Origin of the sequence: Stenotrophomonas sp. As-7, assembly GCF_030291015.1 — a bacterium.
Taxonomy (GTDB): domain Bacteria; phylum Pseudomonadota; class Gammaproteobacteria; order Xanthomonadales; family Xanthomonadaceae; genus Stenotrophomonas; species Stenotrophomonas lactitubi.
Window position 1 is genome coordinate 2,067,995 of record NZ_CP127405.1, and the last position, 26,066, is coordinate 2,094,060.

The window sequence follows — 26,066 nt, forward strand, 5'->3', positions numbered from 1 at the left end:
TCGTGCCCTGGTAGCAGCGCGGCGGCCGCCAGGCGCGGCGCGATTCCCCTTCCACTTCAATGCCGCCGGTAGCCCATGGCCCGGCGGCATTTCTGTTGTGCACGTCCACCAGGCGTCTCGTCCGCGCTCCGAAAATGCGTGACGAATTGCCGGAAAGGGCGGTCGGGCTGCCGGATCCGTGCACGATGGCCCAGGGGGCGGTTGCTACAACTGTGCATGTGAGGCCGGGACGGAAATCGAAAGATCCCCGGGCTATCCACTGAGCAGCGGCCCTCGGCGGGCCGACGACGGGGAAAACAGACATGTGGCAGTCGACGACGTCGCGCATCAGCGCGGGCGGTGAATCCGTTCATCCTGGAAAAAGTGCACGCCCCGGCCGGACCGGACGATGCCTGGCCGCGGGCCTGCTGTTGCTGCTGTCGGCGATGCTGCCATCGCTGGCCTGGGCTGCAGCCTACGCGACCGGCGGCAGCAGCCCGTACCGCAACACCGTGCTGTGGCTGACCTGGGGTGGCGGCACCGACCTGGGCACGCACGGGGTGACGCTGAGCAACGGGGACACGTCGTCGATTTCCATGCCGATCGCCTCCGGCATCGACCTCAACGTCACCTGCAGCCTGGCCAACATTAGCGGTGGTGGCCTCCTGCAGAGCTATCGTCCAGGCAATTTCAGCGGTGACAGTCTGGATGACCTGTACAACGTCGGTGGTACCGGCGGCGCCAATCAGCTGATCGCGGGTATATCGCGCAGCAGCGGTACATCGTCTTTCGAGATCAACTGCGTCTCGACGCTGGGCGGCACGCCCTACCGCCTGCGCGGCGTGGTGATGGCCGATGCCGAGTCGATCAACAACAGTGGCGAGTTCGTCGAGGCCACCGCGCGCGGTACCTGGAACGTGGTCGAAGTGCGCAAGAACGTAGGTGCTGGCCCATACAACGTCACCAAGTCGATGATCGGTGCGAACAGCGTGGTCCGCTTTGGACCAGGCAACGACAACAACACCGCTGCGGTCACCTTCCTCAATTTCGACAATGCCGCGCATGCGCCGGGCAACTTTGCGGTGAACATGGGCTTTTCGATGCGCGGCAGCGGCACCACCGCCATCGCCATCGGCCTGCTGGTGCCGTACGCCGACTTCGGCGACGCGCCGCAGAGCTATGGCGATGCCATGCACGTGGTGGACGACCTGCAGTTCCGGCCAGATGGCCTGCCGGTCAACGCCACGCCCACCAACATCAATACCGCCGGCTATACACCGGGTGGTCTGGCACCGCCGCTGACCGACTTCCTGGGTACCGTCGGGCCCGATACCGAACAGCGCAGCAGCTACAGCGTCGATGCGAAGGGCGACGACAACTTCCCCGCAGGCAACCCCAACGAAGAGAACGCCTGGCCGACGACGTACGCGCTGACGGTGATGCAGGCCGGGACCCCAATCAATCAGTCGGTGGCGTGTGTGGGCACCGGCAGTGTGGCCGGCTGGATCGACTTCAACCGCAACGGCACATTCGACACGGGCGAGCGCAGCAACATCGCCACATGCAGTGGCGGCGGCGCCAATCTGAGCTGGACCGTGCCCACGCAGGTAAGTGCGGGTACCAGTTACGTGCGCCTGCGCTATGCGACCAATGCGGCGCAGATCCAGCAACCGACCGGCGTGGCCGATGACGGTGAAGTGGAAGACCACCGGATCACCATCACCGCACCCGCGCTGAAGGTGGTGAAGGGCAACAATGCCACCGGCGGCATCTGGAACTACGGCCAGGCTGGCACCCAGTACACGCTGACGATCAGCAACACCACCAATGTGCCGACCGGCAATCCGCCGAACGTACCGGCAGGTGCGATCACCGTGCGTGACCAGCTGCCGGCCGGCATTGTGCAGAACTGGACCGGCACCCTGACCAGCGGCAGCTGGAGCTGTACTGCGAGCGGCCAGGCGGTGACCTGCACCAGCAGCCAGGTGTTGTCGGCAGCCGGCACCCCTGGTGACAGCAGCAGCTTCACCCTGCCTGTGATCGTGTCCGCATCGGCAAGCGGCCTGTTGCGCAACCACGCCAGCGTCGGTGGTGGCTACGATCCGTTCAATGGTGGCAATCCGCCCGCACCGGGCGAGGCCTGCACCGACGCCAACCACTGCACCCGCAGCGATGTGACCGTTCCGGTCACCCGGGTGAGCTATGCAAAGCGCTCCAACACCACCGGTCCGGTGGCGGTGGGGGCGACGGTGAGCTACACCGTCGATGTCACCATTGCCGACGGCAACAGCCGCGACGTGCTGACCCTGACCGATACCCTCGGCACCGGCCTGGACTTCGGCAGCGTGACCAATGCCGGCGCCTTTACCTGCAATGCAGCCAATCCGCTGGTGTGCACGCTGCCAGCGGGCACCGTGCCGGGCACCTACAGCCTGACCTATGCGGCCACCGTCAACGCGCAGGCCAGTGGCCAGGTGGTCAATACGGTGGTGGGCACCGGTACCGATACTCCCACCTGCAGCAGCAACTGCACCACCACCACGCCGGTGGCGGCGCCGCGCATCTCGGTGTCCAAGGCCAGCGCTACGGCCGGCCCGGTCGCGGTGGGCGACAGCGTTGCCTACACAGTGAGCGTGGTCGTTGCCGATGCGCGCACCACCGCGGAGACCACGCTGACCGACACCCTGGGCACTGGCCTGGACTTCGGCAGCATGACCAATGCCGGCGGCTTTACCTGTGTGCCCGGCAATCCGCTGGTGTGCACGCTGCCAGCCGGCACCGTGCCGGGAACCTACGCGTTCTCGTATACCGGCATCGTCAATGCACAGGCTGTTGGCCAGGTGCGCAATGCCGTTGTGCCGAGCGGTCCTGACAATCCGACGTGTGTCGGCAGCTGTGATACCACAACGCCACTGGCCAGCCCGCAGGTGAGCTACGCCAAGCAGGCCTCCACCGGTGGACCGGTGCGGGTGGGCGACAGCATCAGCTATACGCTCAGCGTGACCGTTGCACGTTCGCGCACCACCGATGTGGTCACCCTCACCGATACGCTGGGCAGCGGCCTCGATTTCAGCAGCGTGACCAGCGCGGGCATCTTTACCTGCAATGCGGCCAACCCGCTGGTGTGCACGCTGCCCGCCGGCACGGTTCCGGGTACCTACAGCCTGAGTTACACCGCCACGGTCAACGCGCAGGCCAGCGGCACGGTACGCAATGCCGTGATCGGCACCGGCCCCGACACGCCTTCGTGCACGACCAACTGCGATACCACCACGCCGGTGGCGACGCCGGGCGTGAGCTATGCCAAGTCGGTGAACAGTGCCGGCCCCGTGTCGGTGGGTGACAGCCTGACCTACACCTTGACCACGGTCGTAACCAACTCGCGCACCACCGACGTGGTGACGCTGACCGACACGCTGGGCACCGGTCTGGATCTGGGCAGCGTGACCAGTGCCGGCGCCTACACCTGCAATGCGGCCAACCCGTTGATGTGCACATTGCCGGCCGGTACCACGCCGGGCAGCTACAGCTTGTCGTACACCGCCGTGGTCAACGCCCAGGCCACCGGCCAGGTGACCAATGCGGTGCTCGGCAGCGGCGGTGACAACCCGAGCTGCACCGTCAACTGCGATACCACTACGCCGGTGGCAGGCAGCCAGATCGATTACCGTAAGACCTCGGCCGCCGCCGGCCCGGTCAAGGTGGGTGACAGCATCGCCTACACCCTGACCACTGTGGTCAGCCGCTCGCGCACCACCACTGTGTTCAGCCTGACCGACAACATGGGGCAGGGCCTGGACTTCGGTTCAGTCACCGCCAGCACCGGCTTCACCTGTAATGCGGCCAATCCGCTGGTGTGTACGTTGCCGGCCGCCACCGCACCGGGCACCTACACGGTCAACTACACCGCAACGGTGAATGCACAGGCCAAGGGCAGCGTCAGCAATGCCGTGCTTGGCAGCGGCACCGGTACCAATACCTGCACCACCGACTGCACCACCACCACGCCGGTGCTGGCGGCGACGGTCACCTACCGCAAGTCCTCCAGCACGGCATCGCCGGTCAACATGGGGGATGCAGTGGACTACAGCGTTGAGGTGGTGGTCGCCAATTCGCAGACCAGCGATGTGCTCACCCTCACCGATACCCTGGGTGCAGGCCTGGACCTGCAGTCGGTGACCCAGCCGGGTTCCTTCACCTGCAATGCCAGCAATCCGCTGGTATGCACGCTGCCGGCAGGCACCGCACCCGGCACCTACACGCTGGGCTACCGCGCGCTGGTCAATGCGCAGGCCAGTGGCAGCGTCCGCAACGCGGTGCTGGGCAGTGGTGGCGATACCCCGACCTGCATCGGCACCTGCAGCACCGAGCACGTGCTGGCGGAGCCGCGCGTGGTGCTGGAAAAGCTGTCCGGCCCCGCCAGTGGCAGTGAAGTGCGCCCGGGTGACCGGCTGCGCTATACCCTGCGGGCCACCGTCGAGCGTGCTTCGCTGCGGCAGCCGTTGCAACTGGTGGATACGCCCGACGCAGGCCTGAGCGTGGATACGCTGCCGGCCGGCTGCGCGCAGCAGGGGGCCGACATCGTCTGCACGCTGCCGACCGGTACCCCACTGGGACAGCATGAATTCGTCTACCAGGCCATCGTCAACCAGGAGGCACGCACCGAGGTGCTGAACCGACTGCGTGGCCAGTACCCGGATGGTTCGCCGCCGCCGGAGTGCACCACCTGCGAAACGCGGCACAAGGTGATTTCGGACTTCGCGCTGCGCATCACCAAGACCGCCAACCCGCGGCTGGTGAAAGTCGGCGACCTGGTGCGCTACCAGCTGGTGGTCGAGAACGTCGGCAGCAGTCATTGGCGCGACGGCGTGGTGGTCGATACACCGCCGCCGGGCTTCAGCTACGTGGATGGCTCGATGCGCGTGGCCGACGACGACGGCGCGTTCTCGCTGGGCGGCAGCCAGACCCCGCTGCGCATCGGCGCGGTCGACATTGCCGTGGGCCGCAGTGCCACCATCACCTACCTGCTGCGTGTCGGTGCGGGCGTGCGTGCCGGCAACCACATCAACCAGGCCGTGGCCACTGCCGATGACGGCACTCCGCTGTCGAACGTGGCGACCGCTGAAGTGCGCATGGACGCCGATCCGCTGCTGGAAGACAGCCTGGTGTTCGGCAGCGTGTTCGATGATCGTGATGGCGACGGCTGGCAGGACAGCGCGGAACTGACCGGTGTACGCGTGCAGGGCGGGTTCGCGCCCGACGCTTACGTGCCGGGTTCGACAACGCTGGATCGTGGCGATGGCCCGCAGCCGTTGGCCGATGCCAGCGCGCCGCTGCTGCATGGCGTGCAGGTGGGCGTGGTGCATGGGCTTGCGTCTACCTCGGACACGGTCGAGAGCCACCAGGTGGTGATCCGCCAGCGTCTGCGCGAGCTGTCCTTTACCGATGATTTCGTGCTGGAAAGCGCACAGGGCCATCGCCTGAAGCTGGATGCGAAGGGTGTCACAACCGTGCAGCGCAGTGGCGAGGCGGCCAAGGGCCTGACCGCGGCCGAGCCGGTCGTGCATCGCGAGATCGCGCGGGTGGCCGAGGGCTATGAGGTTGCCTACGTGATCGGCAACCACGGCATCCAGGAGCAGGGCATTCCCGGCGTGCGCCTGGCCACGGTGGAGGGCCTGCTGATCGAGACCGATCCGTTCGGTCGTTACCACCTGGCCGATGTGCACGGTGGCGATGCGCGGTTGGGCCGCAACTTCATCGTCAAGCTGGATCCGGCAACGGTACCGGGTGGTTCCGAGCTGACCACCGAGAATCCGTTGCTGCGTCGGGTCACCCAGGGCGTGCCGACCCGCTTCAGCTTCGGCGTGCGCCTGCCGCCGTCGCCGCAGGCGGCTGCCGAGCGCGCCGAGCTGGCCTTGGGCGAGGTGTTGTTCGCCCCGGGCAGCAGCGAACTGCGCGCCAGCTATCGCCCGGTGCTGGCGAAGATGGCCGAGGCGGTTGACCGTTACCAGGGCGGTGACGTGGTGATTGCCGCCAACGGCGAAAGCCATGCATTGGCCTTCGCCCGTGCGGTGGCCGTGCGTGATGCGCTGCAGGCCGAGGTGGCCGAAGGGTCGCGCGCTGGCCTGAGCGTGCAGTTGCGTACCGATGTGCGCGATCCGCACTCGCTGGTTGCTGGCGTTGATGCCGGTGGTGCGTTGCTCGGCAACGTGCTGTTCGACACCGACAAGGCGGTGATCCGCGAGGAGTTCAGGCCGCTGCTGGCTGCGATCGCCGCGCGCCTGGAGCAGATGGGAGGCGGCCAGGTCAGCCTGGTCGGCCATACCGATGTACGTGGCAGCCATGTCTACAACCAGGCGTTGGGCCTGCGCCGTGCCAACGCCGTGTTCGAAGCGCTGCGCGTCCAGCTCAGCCCCGCCGTGCAGCAACGTCTGCGTGTGCGCAACGAGGAGACCGCCGCCACCCGCGCGGCGGCCCGCCAACAGGAGGCCCGCCGATGAGCGCCCATCACTCTGTTGCCCGGCGTCCTGCCCGCCTGCACCGCGCTGTGTTGTACCAGGCGCTGCTGTTGGGCCTGGCAGCAACCGCGCAGGCGGCGCCGCCGCCGGTCAACGCCGCGGCCAGCGACGCCGCGCCCATCCATTGCGAAGGCAACCAGTGCAGCGCCGAGGGCGACCTGCTGTTCACCCTGCGCTCGCGCAGCTTCGATGAGCCGGTGACCGAAGGCACGTCGACGCGCTCGTCGTCGCAGGTACTGCAGCCGGACCGCCGCGTAAGCATCGCGCTGGATGAGCCGGGCAAGGCGGCCGTGCGTGGTGAGTTCATGATCCGCTTGCCGGAGGGCGGCGCGATCTGGGCCACCGAAGACCCCGCCATGGGCCAGCCCGAGCTGTCGATTTCGGCGCCGGGGATGGTGGCCTTCGACCAGGGCCGCATCGCGCGTCCGGTCGAATTCTTCGTGCGTGGCAACTACACCGTGTTCATCAAACGCCTGGAAGTGAGCATCTACCGCGGCAGCGACAGCGACCGGGTCGCGCCCCTGGCGACCTTTGAACTGCCTGTGGCTGCGGTCGGGCAGGGCAGTTGGGACGGTACGCTGCCGGCGTCCACGCCGCTGCGTCGTGGCGACCGCCTGATCTATGTGCTGCGCGCGTACGATGCCGAAGGCAATGTCGATGAGACCTCGGCGCAGTCCATGCAGCTGGTGACGCTGGCCGAAGTGGAGCGCGGCAACCAGCAGCTGCGTGACGCCCTGGAAGATCGCCGCGGTACGGCCGTCGATGCCAATCAGGCCGCCTCGTTGTCGCTGCTGGAGCAGGTGTTCGACAGCAACGGCCTGCGTCAGCAGAACATTCCGGTGTACGGCTCGCGCGTGCGCCTGCGCGGCCGTGACCTGCCGCTTGGCGCGGCACTGAAGATCAACGGCGAAAGCTACCCGCTGGACCAGGACCGCAAATTCGCCGCGGAGTACCTGATGCCGATCGGTCACCACGCGTTCGATGTGCGGGTCGAGCGCCCCGATGCACCAGCGATTGCGCGCACGCTGGAGGTGGATGTCAGCGGCCGCTATCTGTTCGGTGTCGGCCTGGCCGATGTCACGGTGTACCAGAACAAGGCCAGTGGTGCGGGCCGCGACGTCGCCCGTGGCGAGCGCGATGATGATGTGCTCAGTGATGGGCGGCTGGCGTTCTACCTGAAGGCCAAGACGCGCGGCCGCTATCTGCTGACTGCACAGGCCGATACGCAGAACCGGCCGTTGGACGAACTGTTCACCGGCTTCACCACCGCCGATCCGCAGGACCTGTTCCGCAGCCTGGACCCGGACCTGTATTACCCCACCTATGGCGACGATTCGCTGACCCAGCGCGACGTCGACAGCATGGGCCGCTTCTACCTGCGCATGGACTGGGACAAGAACCAGGCACTGTGGGGCAACTACAACACCGGCCTGAGCGGTACCGAATACGCCCAGTACGTGCGTTCGCTGTACGGTGCTGCGCTGTCGTGGCGTTCGCGCGGCGCCAATGCATGGGGCGATGCGCAGACCGAACTGCGCCTGTTCGGCTCGCAGGCCGAGACCGCGCCGGGCCACAGCGAGTTCATCGGCACCGGCGGCAGCCTGTACTACCTGCGCCATGCCAGCATCCTGCGCGGCTCGGACCAGGTGGTACTGGAAATCCGTGACCGCACCACCGGCCGTGTCGAGCAGCGGGTGTCGCTGGTGCGCGGTGCCGACTACGAGATCGACGCACTGCAGGGACGCATCCTGCTGACCCGGCCACTGGCCCAGGTCAGCCGCGAGAACCTGCGCCGGATCAGCCGCGACGTGCCGCTGGACGGCTACGAGCAGCGCCTGATCGTCGACTACGAATGGGTACCGACCGGCTTCGACAATGACGACATCACCGCCGGCGTGCGTGGCAAGCACTGGTTCGGCGATCACGTGGCGGTGGGGGCTACCTATGTGGACGAACAGCGCGCCGGCCAGGACTATTCGCTGCGCGGTGCGGACCTGACCCTGCAGGCCGGGCGTGGCACCTACCTGAAGGTCGAACACAGCCGCAGCGAGGCGACCAGTGCACCGGTGTTCTTCTCCGACAACGGTGGCCTGAGCTTCACCCGGCTCAACCCCGAAGGGCCGCGCGAAGGCGAGGCGACCGCGGTGGAGGCCCGGGTGAACCTGCGCGAGCTGGGCTGGACCCAGCGCGACTGGAGTGCCGGTGCCTGGTGGCGGCAGGTCGACGGTGGTTACTCGGTGGGCCGCTTCGACACCGGCCAGCGCGTGCGTGAGCAGGGCGCCGAGCTGCTGGGCTACGTGACCGACGATTTCAGCCTGTACGCGCGTTACAGCGAAGCACGGCGCGGCAATGAATCGTTGATCCAGGCCCAGGCCACTGCCGAATGGCGGATCGGCGACAACGACCGCGTGTCGGCCGAGCTGCGCCGGGTGCAGGAAGACCGCGGCATCGGCAGCAATGCCGGTGTGCTGGCGGCAGCGCGCTACACCCATCGCATCGGTACCGCGCTGGACCTCTATGGTGGCGGCCAGCTGACCGTCGATGACGATCATGGCCGCTACGCGGACAATGATGCGGTGGTCGCCGGTGGCACCTACACCTTCGCCAACCTGTCCACGATCGGTGCCGAGGTCAGTGATGGTGATCGCGGCAGTGCCGCGCAGGTCAATGCCGAGTACAAGCTGACCCCGCAGCACAGCTTCTATGGTGCGTTCACCCAGTCCACCGACCGCAGCGAGTACGACCCGCTGTTCAGCCCGAACGCGCAGGATGGCTGGACGCTGGGCCAGCGCTGGCGCCTGTCTGACCAGGTCAACGTGTTCAATGAGAGCCAGTTCCTGAAATCCGGCGAGGAATCGGGCCTGGCCAACACCTTCGGCATGGATTTCTATCCGGCGGTGGGCTGGAACGCGGGCTTCACCCTCAGCGATGGCAAGCTGGATGCAAGCAGTGGCGAGGTCGACCGCAAGGCCATCAGCCTGTCCGGTGGCCGGTCGTCGCCGGGTACCGAGTGGCAGAGCAAGGTGGAGTGGCGTCGTGACACCGGTGCGGAGCGGCGCACGCAATGGGTCAGCACCAATCGCCTCAGCCATCGTCTCAATGACAGCTGGCGGATCGCCGCGCGGTTCAACTACGCCGACACCGACGATGCGATCAACCCGGTGGCCGGTGCACGCTTCATCGAAGGCAATCTCGGCTTCGCCTACCGCCCCTGGGATAATGATCGCTGGGCATTGTTCGGCCGATACAGTTATCTGTACGACCTGTCGACGATGGGCCAGGTCAACGGCGTGGACTACGATCAGCGTACCCAGGTGCTGTCGCTGGAAGGCGTGCACCGCATCGACCACCGCTGGGAAGTAGCGGCCAAGCTGGCCCGCCGCGAAGGCGAGGTGCGCTATGGTCGCGGCACCGGCCCGTGGTTCGATTCAGCAACGAACTTCGGTGCCGCGCAGCTGCGCTATGACCTGTACTACCAATGGCATGGCCTGCTGGAGTACCGCCTGCTGGACGTGCGCGATGGCGGTCGCCGGCAAGGTTGGCTGGCAGGTGTGGACCGTGATGTCGGCCGCAACTTCCGGGTCGGCGTGGGCTACAACTTCACCGACTTCAGTGACGACCTGACCAAGTTCGACTACACGCACCGCGGCTGGTACCTGAACCTGGTGGGTCGCTATTGAGGACAGGGCAACGCCAGGCCACGCCTGGCAAGCCCGCGACGGACACTACGGGTAGTGCCAGGCCATGCCTGGCAAAACAGCAACGTCGCTACCCAGTAGTGCCAGGCCATGCCTGGCAAAACAGCGGTCCCTCACTCCTGCTTGAGCAGCTCCACCAGCTGCCGCAACCGGTAAGGCTTGGGCAGGAATTCCACCTGCTCGGGCAGCGGCGGCAACTGCGAGCGCGCGTAGCCGGAGGAAAGAATCATCCGCGCCTGCGGCTGGTCCCGCGCCACATGCTCGCTCAGCTCGATGCCCGACATGCCGTTGGGCATGCTGATGTCACTGAACACCACATCGAAACGCGCGCCGCCCTGCAGCAGGGCGACCGCTTCCTGCGCATCCGCCGTGGTCGCCACGTCGATGCCGAAGTCGCGCAGGGCCAGCCCGATCATCTCGCGCAGATCGGTCTGGTCCTCCACCATCAATACGCGGATCGGATCATCGGTCATGTGCGGGGTCCTCGGTAGCAGGGAGCAGCAGGCTGACCGTGGTGCCGACACCGGGCGTGGTGGACACATCAACGAAACCGCCACTCTGGGTGGTGAATCCGAACACCTGGCTCAGGCCCAGACCGCTGCCCTTGCCGATGTCCTTGGTGGTGAAGAAAGGTTCGGTCGCGCGCTCGGCGATGTCCGGGGCCATGCCATGGCCCTCATCGCAGACGCTCAACGTCACATAGGTCCGTTGCCGGGATGTTTCGGCGTCGGGGTCCATGCGGTGTTCCAGCGCGGTGGCGATCAGTACCCGACCGCCCCCCACCGTGGCGTCCGCAGCGTTGCCGACCAGATTGGCGAGCGCTGTCTGCAGCTGCACGGTGTCACTGAGTATCGCAGGCAGGCCGGCCGCCAGCGCGGTTTCCAGGGTGACGCCGGCAGGGCAGGTGGCCTGCAGGGCGGGCAGCCAGTCGTGGATACGCGCATTGATGTCCAGCGTTTCGCGGATCAGGGTCTGCCCGGTACTGAAGGCCAGCAGCTGCCGGGTCAACAGGGCACCCCGATCGCTGGCCGCCTGCGCGGTGGTGAGCAGGGCATTGGCACGCTCATCATCACCCATGCGTGCCGACAGCAGGTCCAGCGCATTGACGATGGTGGTCAGCAGGTTGTTGAACTCATGGGCAAGGCCGCGGCTGAGCTGGCCGACCGTCTCGAACTGCTGGGTCTGGCGCAGCGCCCGCTGCGCGTCGCGCAGGAGCCGTTGCGCCTGCCACTGCTCGGTGATGTCGCGGGTGATCTTGACGAAGCCCACCAGCTCGCCGTTCTCGACCACCGACTCGATGACCACGCTGGCGCGGAACGGCGACCCGTCACGGCGCACCCGCCAACCTTCGGCGGCCTGGTGCCCGCTTTCCGCCGCCAGTCGCAGCAGCCGCTGCGGCTCGCCGGCATCGCGCTCGGCCGGCAGGTAGAAGCGCCCGAAGTGGGTACCGATGACTTCTTCCGACCGGTAGCCCTTGATGCGCTCGGCACCGGGATTCCAGCTGCAGACGATGCCGTCGGGATCGAGCAGGTACAGCGCATGATCGCGCACGCTGTCGATCAGCAATCGCAGCTGTCGGGAAGGGTCCGTCAACACGGACGGCGTCGAAGCGGCAGCGACCACGATGAAATGCGTATTACCTGTGTGAGGCACGAGAACGTAGGCAGTGCAGTGTGAAGAAGGTGTGCACGCAACGCCCGTGCCATTGGTCGTATGCGGCTGAATGCGACACGGAGTAACATCACCCCCCTTTTCCAATGTGGAACCGACCTGCATGCGTCCTGGTGCGACTACGCGTGATCGCTGGATCTGGATGACCTCGGCGGTGCTGGTGGCGGCTACGGCCGCGCTGGAACTGGTGGTGCCGCTGGGCTACGCGGTGTGGCTGGCCTATTTCATGGCCATCGGCGTCACAGTGTTCCAGCGCAGCGCCCGGGTACCGTTCGTGGTGGCCGTCAGCGCCTGCGTGCTGCTGGCGGTGGGCTACAACGTGGCGCCGGCCAGTACCAATTCGTCCTTCTCGTTCGTCAACCGGACCATCGGTGGCGCCGCTTTCCTGATGATCGCGCTGATCGCATCGCGCGCCATCCAGGCGCGGCGCGAAGCGATGCGCGCGCTGTGGCTGCAGGAAGCGGAGAACGCAGTGGCGCTCAGCCTGCGCGGTGAACTGGGGCCGGAACAGATCGCCGAGGCGGCGGTGACGGCACTGGCAACCCACCTGCGTGCGGACGTTGGAGCGCTCTATCGACTGGATGGAGGCCGCCTGCAGCTGACCGGTGGACTGGCCTTGCCGACCGGCATCCCGGCGACGCTGGGCCTGCAGGAAGGGGTGGCAGGGCAGGTGGCCCGCGACCAGCTGGCGCGGCACCTGCAGGGTGGCGACGCGACCACGCTGGAGCTGCAGACGAGCCTGGGACGTGTGCCTGTGCGCGAGCGCATCCTCGCCCCGGTCAGCAGTGACGGCGCCGTGGTCGGTGTGATCGAGCTCGGTCGCTCGGTTGTGGGTGATCAGCGTGCACTGGATGACGAACTGTTGGAGCGCTGCGCCGAAACGATCGGCATTGCACTGCGTACCTCGATGCTGCGCGGGCAGCTGATGGTGCTGCTGGAGGAGTCGCAGCGCCAAGGCGAAGAACTGCAGGCGCAGCAGGAAGAACTGCGCGTGGCCAACGAAGAGCTGGAAGAGCAGAGCCGCAGCCTGATGCAGTCGCAGAGCCATCTGGAACAGCAGCAGGCCGAGCTTGAGCAGAGCAATGTGCAGCTGGAAGAGCGCACCCACGAGCTGGAGGCGCAGAAGCAGGCGCTGCTGGTCGCGCAGGGCCAGCTGGTGCGCAACAGCAACGAACTGGCTGCCACCTCACGCTACAAGTCCGAATTCCTGGCCAACATGTCGCACGAACTGCGCACGCCGCTGAACAGTTCGCTGATCCTGGCCAAGCTGCTGGCCGACAACAAGGACGGCGCGCTCAGCGACGAGCAGGTCAAGTACGCCCGCGCCATCCTGTCGTCCAACAACGACCTGCTGGCGCTGATCAACGACATCCTCGATCTGTCACGCATCGAAGCAGGGCACGTCGAACTGGCCGATGAAGTGGTGGTGGTCGACAGCGTGCTGCAGCGGCTGCGTGAGACCTTCGAGCCGATGGCGCGGCAGAAGGGCCTGACGCTGCAGATCGAGGCCGATGGCCTGGCCCCCAGCCAACTGGTTGCCGACAACCAGCGCCTGCAGCAGATCCTGAAGAATCTGCTCGCCAATGCGGTCAAGTTCACCGAGCACGGCAAGGTCAGCCTGCACGTTCGCAGCGGCGGCAATGGCCGGATCCGATTCGAGGTCTCCGACAGCGGCATCGGCATCGCACGCGATCAGTTGCAGCTGATCTTCGAGGCCTTCCGCCAGGCCGATGGCAGCACCCGCCGCCGTTACGGTGGCACCGGCCTGGGTCTGTCGATCTCGCGTGACCTCGCGGTACGCATGGGCGGCGATATCCAGGTGGACAGCGAGCCGGGCCGCGGCAGCTGCTTCATTCTCGAACTGCCTCTGCAGGGCGCGCCGATGGCCGAGGCCGGCGGAGACACCGCAGTCGCCGCGCCTGAACAAAAGGCACCCGTCGCGCCGACGGCCCCTACGCCTGTTGCCCAGCGCTCCAGCGCCACTCCGGTCGCCGCGGTGGCCGATGACCGTGGCCGGCGCCACCACGCAGGGCGGTTGATCCTGGCCGTGGAAGATGATGCGGTCTTCGCCGAAGCGCTGGTGACGCTGGCGCACGAACTCGATTTCGACTGCGTGGTGGCCACCACCGCCGAAGAGGCGTTGGCGCTGGCGGCGGACCTGCGCCCCAACGGCATCCTGCTGGACATCGGCCTGCCCGACGTCTCCGGCCTGACCGTGCTCGAACGGCTCAAGCGCAACCCCGACACCCGGCACATTCCGGTGCACGTGGTCTCCGGCATGGACCGCAGCCAGGTGGCACGCGAGCTGGGCGCGATTGGTTTCGCGATCAAGCCGACCACGCGCGAGCGGTTGGTGGCAGCCATCGAGCAGCTTGAACAGACCAGCCAGCGCGACGTACGGCGCCTGCTGATCGTGGAGGACGACAACGACCTGCGCCGCAACCTGGAACTGCTGCTGGGCCGCGATCAGCTGCAGATCGCCGCTGTCGGCACGCTTGCCGCAGCGGTGGAACAGCTGAGCACGGTCACCTTCGACTGCATGGTGATGGATCTGTCGCTGCCCGACGGCAGTGGCTACGACCTGCTTGAGCACATGGCGGGCAACGATGATGTCGGCTTCCCGCCGGTCATCGTCTACACCGGCCGTGCCCTCAGCCGCGAGGAAGAGCAGCGCCTGCGCCGCTACTCCAAGAGCATCATCATCAAGGGCGCGCGTTCGCCCGAGCGCCTGCTCGACGAGGTGACGCTGTTCCTGCACAGCGTGGAGGCCAACCTGCCCAGCGACCAGCAGCGCCTGCTGCGCGAAGCGCGCCGCCGCGACACCGTGCTCGATGGACGCACCGTGCTGCTGGCCGAGGACGATGTGCGCAACATCTTCGCGCTGTCCAGCGTGCTGGAGCCGCTGGGGGTGACGCTGGAGATCGCCCGCAACGGCCAGGAGGCCGTTGATCGGCTGGCCCAGCGTGAGGTGGACCTGGTGCTGATGGACATCATGATGCCGGAGAAGGATGGCCTGCAGGCGATGCGCGAGATCCGCGCGCAGCGCCACCTGCAGGACCTGCCGATCATCGCGCTGACCGCCAAGGCCATGCCCGACGACCGTGAGCGCTGCCTGCAGGCCGGTGCCAACGACTACATCGCCAAGCCCATCGACGTGGACAAGCTGGTATCGCTGTGCCGGGTCTGGTGCTCGCGGCAATGAACGAGCAGGCGCTGTTCGACCTGGAGCTGAAGGTCCTGCTGGAAGCGCTGTACCAGCGCTACCACTACGACTTCCGCAGCTATGCGGTGTCCTCGCTGCGCCGTCGCGTCAGCCAGGCCATGCAGCGCTATGAGTGCGAGCGCCTGTCGGATCTGCAGCATCGGCTTCTGCACGAGCCGGAGCTGTTCGCCCAGGCCATGCAGTTCTTCACCGTGCAGGTCTCGGAGATGTTCCGTGACCCGGAGTATTTCCGGCAGATGCGCGAACAGGTGGTGCCGGTGCTGCGTACCTACCCCTCGGTGAAGCTGTGGGTGGCCGGCTGCAGTACCGGCGAGGAAGTGTGGTCGCTGGCGATCCTGCTGCATGAGGAAGGCCTGCTTGAGCGCAGCATCGTCTACGCCACCGACATCAACCCTGCGGCACTGGCCACGGCCGAAGCCGGCGCCTACGGCATCGACCGCCTGGCCCAGTTCAGCCGGAACTACCTTGCCGCTGGCGGTACCGGTTCACTGTCGGACTATTACACCACCGCCTACGACGGCGCGGTCTTCGACCGCCAGTTGCGCCGCAACGTGGTGTTCGCCGACCACAGCCTGGCCACCGACACGGTGTTTTCGGAAGTGCACCTGGTGTCCTGCCGCAATGTGCTGATCTATTTCAATCGCGACCTGCAGGATCGGGCGGTGGGATTGTTCCGCGAAGCACTGGTGCATCGCGGCTTCCTCGGCCTGGGCAGCAAGGAGTCGCTGCAGTTCGGTCGCCATCACGATGCGTTCGAAGCCTGTTCGCGGGAGCACCGCTTGTACCGGAAGGTGGCCTGATGGTGGCGATGTCCCGCCCTGAAGTAGTAGTGGTCGGCGCATCGGCCGGTGGCGTGGCCGCCCTGCAGATCGTGCTTGGCGCGTTGCCGGCCTCCCTGCCGGTGCCGGTACTGGTGGTGCTGCACCTGCCGCGCGACCGTTCCAGCCGCATCGCCGATGTGCTGGCACCGTACTGCGCGCTGACCGTGCGCGAAGCGGAGGACAAGCAGCCGCTGCAGGCGGGAACGGTGACGTTCGCGCCGCCGGATTACCACCTGTTGGTGGAAGACACGCAGGCCATCGCACTGTCGATGGACGATCCGGTGCTGTTCTCGCGGCCGGCCATCGATCCGCTGTTCGAATCCGCCGCAGCCGTGTTCGGCACGCGTGTGCTGGCGATCCTGCTGACCGGTGCCAGCAGCGATGGCAGTGATGGCGTGGCCGCGGTGCGCACCGCTGGTGGCCAGGCCTGGCTGCAATGCCCCGAGGAGGCCGAAGCATCGATGATGCCGGCCTCCGCCCTGCAGCATGCCGGCGCCGACGCCGTGCTGCCCCTTGAACTGATGTGTCGCCGCCTGAAGGAGTTGTTTGCATGAACCTGCTGCCGCCGGACCCTGCTCAGTCGCAGGCCCCGGTCAACCTGCTGATCGTCGACGACGTACCGCAGAACCTGGTGGCGATGGAGGCGCTGCTGCGCCGCGAGGGCGTCAACCTGCTGCTGGCCGATTCCGGCGCGCAGGCGCTGGAACTGCTGCTGGAGCACGAGGTGGCGCTGGCGCTGCTGGACGTGCACATGCCGGAGATCGATGGTTTCATGCTGGCCGAGCTGATGCGCGGCTCGCAGCGCAGCCGCGACGTGCCGATCATCTTCCTGACCGCCTCGCCGGACGATCCGCACAGGGTCTTCAAGGGCTACGAGACCGGCGCGGTGGATTTCCTGCACAAGCCGGTGGCGCCGCAGGTGATCCTCAGCAAGGTCAATGTGTTCATCGAGCTCTACCAGCAGCGACAGCTGCTGAAGGCACGCAACGAGGCGCTGGAGCGCGCGTTGAAGCTCAACGAGACCATGGCCGCGGTGCTGACCCACGACCTGCGCACGCCGTTGTCGGCCATCCTGCTGTGTGCCGACAAGCTGTCGCTGGAGCTGCCGGCCGACAATGCCGGCGCGCAGCAGACACTGAGCTATCTGGAAGCCAGCACGCTGCGGATGGCGCGCATGGTCGAGCAGTTGCTGGACTTCTCGCGGATCCGCAGTGGTGGCCTGCGCCTGCAGACCGGTTCCTGCGACCTGGCCGAGGTGACGCGTGCGGTGCTGGTGGAGGCCGGTGCCGGTCATCGGGCTGATCGCATCGCACTGGATGTGCGCGGTGATTCGACCTTGCAGGGCGACATGGATCGTTTGGGGCAGATCATCGCCAACCTGGTCGGCAACGCACTCACCCATGGCGCTGATGCAGTGGTGCAGGTGCAGGTCGATGGCGGCGATGCACGCGTGGTCGCGCTGCGCGTAAGCAACGCCGGCCATGTCGATGAAGCGTTGCTGCCGCGTTTGTTCGAGCCGTTCAAGGCAAGCTTCCACCAGAGCAACGGCTTGGGGCTGGGCCTGTACATCGTTGACCAGTTCGTGCGTGCCCATGGTGGACAGCTGAGCGCGCGCAACGACGCAGGACAGGTGGTGTTCGAGGCACTGCTGCCGCGCCGCGCCGATGGACGCAGCCCGGCCGTTTCCTGAATTCTTCAGCTGACGCGTGAGCGTACTGAGACGGACGCGTCCGCAACTGCTACCGTGGCACCACTCTTGCAAAGGAAGCTCCATGCCACTGCGTGCCATCGCCTACGTCAGCCAGTCCAAGCCGGATCTTTCCGCCGAACGTCTGCAGGCGCTGGTCGAAGATGCCGCGCGCTTCAACAAGGTGGCAGGGGTGACCGGCGTGTTGCTGAATGACGGCGAGCGCTTCCTGCAGTACATCGAAGGTCCACCCGATGGCATCGATTCGGTGTATGAGCGCATCCTGCAGGCTGGCAGTCATGTCGACATCGTCGAGCTCGCGCGCGGCCGGGTTGGCCAGCGTCAGTTTCCGTACTGGGCGATGCGCGTGTTGCCGGTGGACGCTGCGCTGCTGCGCCAGCTTTCCGCAGGGGACTGGGCGGGGTTCGCCCGTACGGTGAACGGTGACAGTGCACTGTTTACCGCGGTGGATCTGTTGACCGAGGTCGTGCGGCCGGCGCTCAGCGCGGGCTGATCGCTAGCGCTGCGGAGTGCAGTACGCCGCGTGCAATGCCTGCAGTACCCCCAGCGCCGGACCGTCCAGCAGCCGATAGTGCAGTGTCTGTGCCTGTCGTCGCGTTGCCACCACATCCAGATGGCGCAGCACGGCCAGATGCTGTGACAGCGCCGATGCGCTCAGGCCGGTCACCGCCTGCAGTTCCGGCACCGGTGCTTCGCCTTCCACCAGACGACACAACACACGCAGTCGCGCCGGGTGGGCCAGCGATTTCAGCAGGGCGGCCGCTTGTGCGGCATGCGCGGCCATCGCGGCACTGTCGGTGGTGATGCTGGGCACGGCTTGACCCGTTAGTTCAGGAAAGTCTAATTTAGGGAAATCTAAATTAAAGAGCAAGCCGATGCGCGCGATACAGAGGGGCGGGACGTGAACCTGCCATGGGCGGCAATTGCAGGCGGCGGCCTGATCGGTACGTCGGCAGTGGTGCTGCTGGCCACGCTCGGTCGGGTGGCAGGCATCAGCGGCATCACTGCAGGCGCCTTGGCCGCACCACGTGGTGATCGTGGCTGGCGCTGGGCCTTCCTGCTCGGATTGATGGTGGCTGCGGCGGCGGTGCTGAGCTGGCAGGCGGGCGCGGGACAACCACCGCGCGCGTTGTTGCGTGACGCACTGCCGCCCTGGCAATTGATCGCTGCCGGTGTGCTGGTAGGCGTCGGTACGCGGCTGGGCAATGGCTGCACCAGCGGCCACGGTGTCTGTGGCCTCGCCCGTGGTTCACGACGATCGCTGGTGGCGGTGCTGGTGTTCATGGCCTGCGCGATGCTCACCACGTTCCTGGCGCGCCACGGCGGAGGCCTGTCATGAGCCGCAGCCTGTGGGCCGCATGTGCTGCCGGTGGCCTGTTCGGCGCCGGTCTCGCGCTGGCCGGCATGACCGACCCGCGTCGCGTGCTCGGTTTCCTCGATGTGGCCGGCGACTTCGATCCCACGCTGGCCTGGGTACTGGCGTCGGCACTGCTGGTCAGTGCACTGGGGCAGTTCTGGCTGCGGCGGTGGCACCGCCCATGCTGCGCCGAGCGCTTCCAACTGCCGGCAGCGCAGGCGGTCGATAGGCGGTTGCTGCTGGGCGCGGCAGTGTTCGGCATCGGCTGGGGCTGGGTCGGCTATTGCCCGGGGCCGGCGCTGGCCGCGCTGGCGGTGGGCGCGCGCGAAGCCCTGTGGTTCGTGCCGGCGATGGCGGCTGGTTTCTGGCTGCATGACCGCTGGCTGCGCTGAGGTTTCACGTTTGCCTCACCGGTGCAGGGTTCAGATCACTTTTCCCGGGGAAAGGAGCATGGCATGGCGCGGATGAAGTGGAACGGCAGCGCGTTGTTGGCGGCGGCACTGGCGACGGCGTCGATGCCGGCCATGGCCTGCACGCGCGCGGTGTATCTGGGCGACAACGGCGATGTCATCACCGCCCGCTCGATGGACTGGAAAGTGGATGTCGCCACCAATCTTTACGTGTTGCCGCGTGGCATCGCGCGCACCGGCAAGGCCGGGCCGGGCTCGATCGCATGGACTGCGCGCTACGGCAGCGTGGTGGCCACCGGCTACGACATCTCCACCACCGATGGCATGAACGAGAAGGGCCTGGTCGCCAACCTGCTGTGGCTGGTCGAGTCGGAATACCCGGCTCAGCGCAGCGGCAAGCCCGGCCTGTCGATCTCGTTGTGGGCGCAGTACGTGCTGGACAATTTCGCCACGGTGGAAGAAGCCGTGACCGCCCTGCAGCGCGAGCCGTATTCGATCGTCACCGACAAGGTGCCTGGCGAAGACCGCCAGGCGACGCTGCATCTGTCGCTGTCCGATGCCAGTGGTGACAGCGCGATCGTCGAGTACATCGGCGGACGCCAGGTGATCCACCACGATCGCCGCTACCAGGTGATGACCAATTCGCCGATCTTCGACCAGCAACTGGCGTTGAACAGCTACTGGCAGCAGATCGGTGGCACGGTGATGCTGCCCGGCACCAACCGTTCGGCCGACCGCTTCGCGCGTGCGTCGTTCTACATCAACGCGATTCCGAAAGCGGAAGATCCGGTGGAGGCGCTGGCCAGTGTGTTCAGCGTGATCCGCAACGTGTCGGTGCCGTTCGGCATCACCACGCCGGGCGAGCCCAACATTTCGTCCACCCGCTGGCGCACGGTTGCCGACCACAAGCGGCGCCTGTATTTCTTCGAGTCGGCATTGACGCCCAACACCTTCTGGGTCGACCTGACCAAGGTCGATTTCGGCGGCAAGGTGCTCAAGCTCGATCTCGGCCGTGACCAGCGCAATACGTTTGCCGGGGATGCGCTGCAGCACTTCGTGCCCAGCGCGCCGTTCACCTTCCTTGGCGTGGAGGGTTAGCGCGAGGCTGTGTCGCCAGCGCCCGGCAACGTTGCGGGCCGGTAGCGGCGCGCGCACACTCGTTGTATGGGCGCGATCTTCCATCTACGACACTACGGCCAGGCCACCGGCCTGGATCGCCACGACTATGCGCAGTGGGTGTTGCCACTGCAGGGTGAGCTGCAGTTCGAGATGGAGGGCAGGGGCGGCCGTCTTGACCTGTTGCAGGGGGCCTTCGTGGCTGCCGGTGAGGCACACGACCAGGTGGCCGACGGCCCCAACGGTTTCGTGATTGTCGACTGCGGGCCGGGTGTGCTCGATGACGCGACCCAGGAGCACCTGTGCCGGCAGCGCTGGCTGCATCTACCTGCCTCATTGCGGCAGCGGCTTGCCCGGGTACAGGCAGGGCAGCCGGTGCCGGCGCTGCTGCCGGACCTTCTGCATACGTTCGCCCCGGCGGGCAGCGGCGCGCGCCTGCAGGGTTTGTGCGCTGCCGTGGAGGCAATGCCCGGACAAGTGTGGTCGGTAGCGCGCATGGCCGCCTTTGTCGGCATCAGCGAAAGCCGTCTGCATGCGGTGTTCCGGTGTGAGTTCGGGGTCAGCCCGCAGGCCTGGCTCAGTGCCAGCCGCCTGCGTTGGGCCAAGCACCAGTTGCGGGTCAGCCCGGCTTCGATCAGCGACATCGCACTGGCCGCTGGGTATTCCGAGCAGAGTGCACTGACCCGTGCGCTGCGCCGCGAATGCGGGCAGACCCCGGCAGCATGGCGGCGGGCGGGCGTCCAGTAGCCTCGGTCAATACGCTGCCCTCTCTGTCGCCTACACTTCGCGGCCTGTGCTCTCCCACCAAGAACCTGCAATGCGCAACAACCCGATTGCTCTGGGCATCGTCAATGGCATCGCTGCCGGAGCGCTATGGGGCGTGGTCTTCCTCGCGCCCGCCGTGCTGGACACCTTCAACGCACTGCAGCTCTCCGCTGGTCGCTATCTGGTCTATGGCCTGATCGCGGTGGCCCTGCTGCTGCCGCGCTGGAAGCGCTTGGCACCGAAGCTCGGCCGCGCCGAATGGATCGGCCTGTTGTGGCTGAGCCTGGCCGGCAACCTGGTGTACTTCCTGCTGTTGGCCACGGCGGTGCAGTGGGCCGGTGGCGCCGCTGCTTCGTTGATTGTCGGCCTGATTCCGGTGGTGGTGACCCTGGTCGGCGTGCGCGAGCAGGGGGCGGTGCCGTTGAAGCCGTTGCTGCCGGCGCTGGGCCTGTGCATGCTCGGGGTGGCGATGGTCGGCTGGGAAGCGCTGATGTCCGAACACCTGGGCACCCCCTGGCGGCAGCGCCTGATCGGCCTGCTGTGTGCGTTCGGTGCGTTGTTCTCGTGGGCGCTGTACTCCATCGGCAACAGCCGCTGGTTGGCGCGACGGCCTGATCTTTCCAGCCATGACTGGTCGCTGCTGACCGGCGTCACTACCGGCGGATTGTCACTGCTGCTGGTGCCGATGGCGTTCATCGGACACGCCGGGACTCATACGACCGCGCAGTGGAGTGGGTTCTGGGCCATCAGCGCGGGCGTTGCGGTGGTCGCTTCGATCCTCGGCAACGCGTTCTGGAACCGCGCCAGTCGCCTGCTGCCGCTGACCCTGACCGGGCAGATGATCGTGTTCGAAACCCTGTTCGCGCTTCTCTATGCCTTCGCCTGGCAGCGACGTTGGCCAAGCCTGCTGGAACTGCTGGCGATCGTGCTGCTGGTCGGCGGCGTGCTGTTGTGCGCGCATGCGCACCGCACGCCCCGCGCGATCACCGAACATGTCGGCTGAATCGACGCATTGAAGCCGACGATCACCGGTTTGTCTCAATTGCAACCAAATGCCGGCACGTTGGCCGATGATCGCCGCAAAGAAATATTGCGCCGCAACACTTGACAGGGGCCATCGTGCCGGTGTTTTCTGTACGTCATGGTCCTTGATGCCGCCAACGCCCGTCTGATCGCCCCCGCTACCGCGGGCCGTTCGACTGCGCCGGTCGCCATCACCACCACCATTACCACCACCACCGTCACCACTGCCCTGGTGCGGCCCGTCGTCTTCGTGTAACTCCCGAAAACAACGGCCCCGCACCATCCAGGTGACGGGGAAACTCGACCACCTGCATGCGACGGGGCCTCCAACCGAGGTCTGCATGTCTTCCATCGCCCCCGCCCATTCGCCTGCTGCGTCCGCTCTGGCTGCGCCGTCCACTGTCGTGCACAAGTTCGGCGGCACTTCGGTGGCCGACGCTGAGCGCTATCGCCATGTTGCCGATCTGCTGCTGGCCCGCCCCGAGTCGTTGCAGGTCAGCGTGGTCTCGGCCATGAAGGGTGTTACCGACGCGCTGATCGAACTGGCGCACCTGGCAGCCCAGGGCGATGCCGGCTGGCAGGAAGCGTGGCATGCACTGCGCGCACGCCATCGTGGTGCCGCGGTAGCGCTGCTGGGTGAGCAGGTGGGCGACACCGTGGACTGGATCGATGCACGCTTCGATCAGCTGGCCGAGGTGCTGGCCGCCCTGGCGGTGATCGGTGAACTGCCGCGCGAAGTGCTCGACCGCGTGCAGGGCCTGGGCGAAGTGTTCTCCGCACAGTTGCTTGGCACCCATCTGCGCGCGCTGGGTGAGGACTGCGCGGTGCTGGATGCACGCGATGTGCTGGTGGTCGGCCATGGCGAACTGGGCGTGGATGTCGACTGGGATGCCAGTGCCGGCCGTCTTGCCGCGTGGCGGCTGCAGCACCCGCAGCTGCGCGTGGTGGCTACCGGGTTCGTCGCCCGCGACCGCCAGGATCGCGTCACCACGCTGGGCCGCAACGGCAGCGACTATTCCGGTGCGATCTTCGCCGCGCTGTTCAATGCCGATGAACTGCATATCTGGACCGACGTCGACGGCGTGCTGTCGGCCGACCCGCGGCTGGTGCCGGAGGCTGTGCAGCTGCACGCGCTGAGCTACGACGAGGCCTGCGAGCTGGCCTACTTCGGGGCCAAGGTGGTGCATCCGCAGACCATGTCGCCGGCAATCCGGCTGGGCCTGCCGATCTTCATCCGCAATACGTTCCATCCCGGTCATCCGGGTACCCGCATCAGCGCCGAACGCTCGCCACGTGGTCCGGTAAAGGGACTGACGCTGAGCGCGGATCTGGCCCTGCTCAATCTGGAAGGCACCGGTCTGATCGGCGTGCCGGGTACCGCCGAACGCGTGTTCGCCGCGCTGCGCCAGGCGCAGGTCTCGGTGGTGATGATCTCGCAGGGGTCATCCGAACATTCGATCTGCTGCGTTGTCCGTGCTGGCGAAGCGGCGCGTGGTCGCGATGCCGTGGTGCAGGCGTTCTCGCACGAACTCGCAGCTGGCCAGGTACAGCGCGTGCAGGTCAGCGAGGGCGTCAGCGTACTGGCCGCAGTCGGCGATGGCATGGCGGGCCAGCCGGGCGTAGCCGCGCGGCTGTTCGAATCGCTGGGCCGGGCGCAGGTGAACATCCTGGCGATCGCGCAGGGATCGTCCGAGCGCAACATCTCGGTGGCGGTGGCAAGCGCCGATGCCACCCGCGCGCTGCGTGCCGCGCATGCGGGATTCTGGCTGTCGCCGCAGACGTTCGCGGTGGGGGTGATCGGTCCGGGCAATGTCGGCGCCGCGCTGTTGGACCAGTTGCTGGCAGCACGCCAGCAGCTGCTGGCCAAGGCCAACGTCGATCTGCGCCTGCGCGCGCTTGCGTCACGCTCGCGCATGCGCCTGGAGGCCGATGGGCTGCATGAAGACTGGCGGCAGGCATTGCAGGACGCCGGACAGGCAAGTGACCTGGACCAGTTCACGGAGCACCTGCTGGCCGCGCATCTGCCGCATGCGGTGGTGATCGACTGCAGTGGCAGCGCCGAGGTCGCCGAGCGCTATGAAGGCTGGCTGGCCGCAGGCATCCATGTGGTGACCCCGAACAAACAGGCCGGCGCCGGGCCGCTTGCGCGCTACCAGCGCATCCGTGCGGCGGCGGCCGCCAGTGGCGCGCGCTTCCGCTATGAGGCCACGGTGGGTGCCGGCCTGCCGGTGATCACCACGCTGCGTGACCTGGTGGATACCGGCGACGAAGTGTTGGCGATCGAAGGCATTTTCTCCGGCACGCTGGCCTGGTTGTTCAATCGCTTCGACGGCAGCCAGACGTTCTCGGAACTGGTCGCGCAGGCACGCTCGATGGGCTACACCGAGCCGGATCCGCGCGATGACCTGTCCGGTGTGGACGTCGCGCGCAAGCTGGTGATCCTGGCCCGCGAGGCCGGACACGCACTCAGCCTGGACCAGGTGCAGGTCGAGAGCCTGGTGCCGGCGTTGCTGCGCGAGGGAAGCGTGGACGACTTCATGGCCCGTCTGGGCGCATCCGATGACGCGCTGCTGGCACGGCTGCACGACGCCCGCGAGCGCGGTGCAGTGCTGCGCTATGTCGCGCGGCTGGGACCGGACGGTGCCTCGGTCGGCCTGCAGGAGCTGCCGGCGGACCACGCGTTCGCCAACCTGCGGTTGACCGACAACGTGGTGCAGTTCCGTACCCGCCGCTACTGCGACAACCCGCTGGTGGTGCAGGGCCCGGGCGCGGGTCCGGAAGTCACCGCTGCCGGTGTGTTCGCCGATCTGCTGCGGGTGGCGGCCGGCGAAGGGGCGCGCCTGTGATCGCACGCGCCTTCGCGCCCGCATCGGTGGCCAATGTGGCCGTGGGCTTCGACATCCTGGGCCACGCCATCGCCGGTATCGGCGACACGGTGAGCGTGCGCCGCATCGACGAACCACGGGTGCGCATCGACGCGATCCGCGGCAGTGCGGTGGAGCTGCCGCTGGAAGCCGCCGGCAACACCGCTGGCGCGGCGCTGATATCGCTGCGTGAGGGGCTGGGACTGGGCTTCGGTTTTGCCATCGAGATCGACAAGGGCATTCCCTTCGGCTCCGGCATGGGCGGATCGGCTGCCTCCTGCGTGGCCGCGCTGGTGGCGGCCAATGCGTTGTTGGATGTGCCACTGTCGCGCGAAGCGCTGTATCCGTTTGCACTGGATGGCGAAGCGGTGGCCAGCGGTGGCCGCCATGGCGACAACGTCGGCCCGCTGCTGCTGGGTGGCGTGGCGCTGTGCACGGCCGATCGCCTGGTGCCGGTTCCGGTGCCGACCAGCTGGCACAGCCTGCTGGTGCATCCACATGCGGTACTTGAAACCCGGCGCGCGCGGCAGGCGCTTCAGGGCAGCTATGCGTTGGGCGAATTCGTTGCGCAAAGCGCCAACCTGGGGCTGGTGCTGAGTGGTTGCCACCGCAGCGACGCATCGCTGGTGCGCGCCGGCCTGCGCGACGTGCTGGTCGAGCCGCGGCGGGCGGGCCTGATCGTCGGCTTCGACGCGGCGCGTGACGCCGCACTGGCTGCAGGCGCGATGGGCGCAGGCATTTCCGGCGCCGGGCCCAGCGTATTCGCCTGGTTTGAAGATGCCGACCAGGCGCGCGCGGCAGCGGAACCGGCGCGTGCGGCCTTCGCCGCTGCCGGTTTCGAGAGCGATGCCTGGATCTCGCCACTCGATGCACCCGGAGCCCACTTGTGCTGAATTCTCCCTTCCTACCGGAT

Annotated in this window: 18 protein-coding genes; 15 read left to right on the plus strand and 3 right to left on the minus strand. The window is 66.9% G+C overall.

From position 1 onward, the window contains the following. Window positions 1–425: 425 nt before the first annotated feature. Both QP457_RS09700 and QP457_RS09705 read left to right on the plus strand, forming a co-directional pair. Entirely contained in the window at window positions 426–6,479 is a 6,054-nt protein-coding gene (locus QP457_RS09700; RefSeq protein WP_240196597.1) for a CshA/CshB family fibrillar adhesin-related protein, read from the plus strand. After that, window positions 6,476–10,177, plus strand: a complete 3,702-nt coding sequence (locus tag QP457_RS09705; protein ID WP_205405614.1) for a TonB-dependent receptor — start codon at window positions 6,476–6,478, stop codon at window positions 10,175–10,177. Before QP457_RS09700 ends, QP457_RS09705 begins: the two co-directional genes overlap by 4 nt. A gap of 131 nt (window positions 10,178–10,308) precedes the next feature. On the opposite strand, the gene QP457_RS09710 is transcribed toward QP457_RS09705, so the two are convergent. Together QP457_RS09710 and QP457_RS09715 are read right to left on the minus strand one after the other, a co-directional pair. Beyond that, window positions 10,309–10,668, minus strand: coding sequence for a response regulator (locus QP457_RS09710; RefSeq protein ID WP_089240789.1), 360 nt, complete (start codon window positions 10,666–10,668; stop codon window positions 10,309–10,311). Continuing rightward, window positions 10,658–11,791 (minus strand): PAS domain-containing sensor histidine kinase, encoded by a 1,134-nt coding sequence (locus tag QP457_RS09715; RefSeq protein WP_100465734.1) that lies wholly within the window; start codon window positions 11,789–11,791, stop codon window positions 10,658–10,660. The genes QP457_RS09710 and QP457_RS09715 overlap by 11 nt, the downstream gene beginning before the upstream one ends. 178 nt (window positions 11,792–11,969) lie before the next feature. Between QP457_RS09715 and QP457_RS09720 the strand changes: the two genes are divergently transcribed. The 5 genes from QP457_RS09720 (at window position 11,970) to QP457_RS09740 (ending at window position 18,111) form a co-directional block, all read left to right on the plus strand. After that, complete coding sequence (locus tag QP457_RS09720) at window positions 11,970–15,068, plus strand: response regulator (protein ID WP_205405613.1); 3,099 nt, start codon at window positions 11,970–11,972, stop codon at window positions 15,066–15,068. Next, window positions 15,065–15,889: a CheR family methyltransferase gene (locus QP457_RS09725; protein WP_100465185.1), complete on the plus strand. Its 825-nt coding sequence runs from the start codon at window positions 15,065–15,067 to the stop codon at window positions 15,887–15,889. Before QP457_RS09720 ends, QP457_RS09725 begins: the two co-directional genes overlap by 4 nt. Then, window positions 15,889–16,464 (plus strand): chemotaxis protein CheB, encoded by a 576-nt coding sequence (locus QP457_RS09730; protein ID WP_180166912.1) that lies wholly within the window; start codon window positions 15,889–15,891, stop codon window positions 16,462–16,464. Before QP457_RS09725 ends, QP457_RS09730 begins: the two co-directional genes overlap by 1 nt. Next, window positions 16,461–17,600: a hybrid sensor histidine kinase/response regulator gene (locus tag QP457_RS09735; protein ID WP_205405612.1), complete on the plus strand. Its 1,140-nt coding sequence runs from the start codon at window positions 16,461–16,463 to the stop codon at window positions 17,598–17,600. The genes QP457_RS09730 and QP457_RS09735 overlap by 4 nt, the downstream gene beginning before the upstream one ends. Window positions 17,601–17,682: 82 nt before the next feature. Beyond that, a complete protein-coding gene (locus QP457_RS09740) occupies window positions 17,683–18,111 on the plus strand; it encodes a BLUF domain-containing protein (protein ID WP_180166914.1) in 429 nt (142 codons plus the stop codon). Window positions 18,112–18,114: 3 nt separating this feature from the next. On the opposite strand, the gene QP457_RS09745 is transcribed toward QP457_RS09740, so the two are convergent. After that, window positions 18,115–18,402 (minus strand): metalloregulator ArsR/SmtB family transcription factor, encoded by a 288-nt coding sequence (locus QP457_RS09745; protein ID WP_205405678.1) that lies wholly within the window; start codon window positions 18,400–18,402, stop codon window positions 18,115–18,117. Window positions 18,403–18,519: 117 nt separating this feature from the next. Here QP457_RS09745 and QP457_RS09750 point away from each other — a divergent pair, with 117 nt between their 5' ends. The 8 genes from QP457_RS09750 (at window position 18,520) to QP457_RS09785 (ending at window position 26,046) form a co-directional block, all read left to right on the plus strand. After that, window positions 18,520–18,957 (plus strand): YeeE/YedE thiosulfate transporter family protein, encoded by a 438-nt coding sequence (locus tag QP457_RS09750; RefSeq protein WP_205405611.1) that lies wholly within the window; start codon window positions 18,520–18,522, stop codon window positions 18,955–18,957. Continuing rightward, window positions 18,954–19,367, plus strand: a complete 414-nt coding sequence (locus QP457_RS09755; protein ID WP_205405610.1) for a DUF6691 family protein — start codon at window positions 18,954–18,956, stop codon at window positions 19,365–19,367. The genes QP457_RS09750 and QP457_RS09755 overlap by 4 nt, the downstream gene beginning before the upstream one ends. Before the next feature lie 63 nt (window positions 19,368–19,430). Further along, window positions 19,431–20,483, plus strand: a complete 1,053-nt coding sequence (locus QP457_RS09760; protein WP_180166917.1) for a linear amide C-N hydrolase — start codon at window positions 19,431–19,433, stop codon at window positions 20,481–20,483. 66 nt (window positions 20,484–20,549) lie between these two features. Then, the gene (locus QP457_RS09765) at window positions 20,550–21,248 is read left to right on the plus strand and encodes an AraC family transcriptional regulator (protein WP_205405609.1); all 699 of its coding nucleotides are present in this window, start codon (window positions 20,550–20,552) and stop codon (window positions 21,246–21,248) included. A 70-nt stretch (window positions 21,249–21,318) separates the two neighbouring features. Beyond that, window positions 21,319–22,269, plus strand: coding sequence for a DMT family transporter (locus QP457_RS09770; protein WP_205405608.1), 951 nt, complete (start codon window positions 21,319–21,321; stop codon window positions 22,267–22,269). Window positions 22,270–22,407: 138 nt separating this feature from the next. Continuing rightward, window positions 22,408–22,545: a hypothetical protein gene (locus QP457_RS09775; RefSeq protein ID WP_164745120.1), complete on the plus strand. Its 138-nt coding sequence runs from the start codon at window positions 22,408–22,410 to the stop codon at window positions 22,543–22,545. An 85-nt stretch (window positions 22,546–22,630) separates the two neighbouring features. After that, complete coding sequence (gene thrA / locus QP457_RS09780; protein ID WP_205405607.1) at window positions 22,631–25,135, plus strand: bifunctional aspartate kinase/homoserine dehydrogenase I; 2,505 nt, start codon at window positions 22,631–22,633, stop codon at window positions 25,133–25,135. Then, the gene (locus QP457_RS09785; protein ID WP_205405606.1) at window positions 25,132–26,046 is read left to right on the plus strand and encodes a homoserine kinase; all 915 of its coding nucleotides are present in this window, start codon (window positions 25,132–25,134) and stop codon (window positions 26,044–26,046) included. The genes thrA and QP457_RS09785 overlap by 4 nt, the downstream gene beginning before the upstream one ends. The last annotated feature ends 20 nt before the right edge of the window (window positions 26,047–26,066 follow it).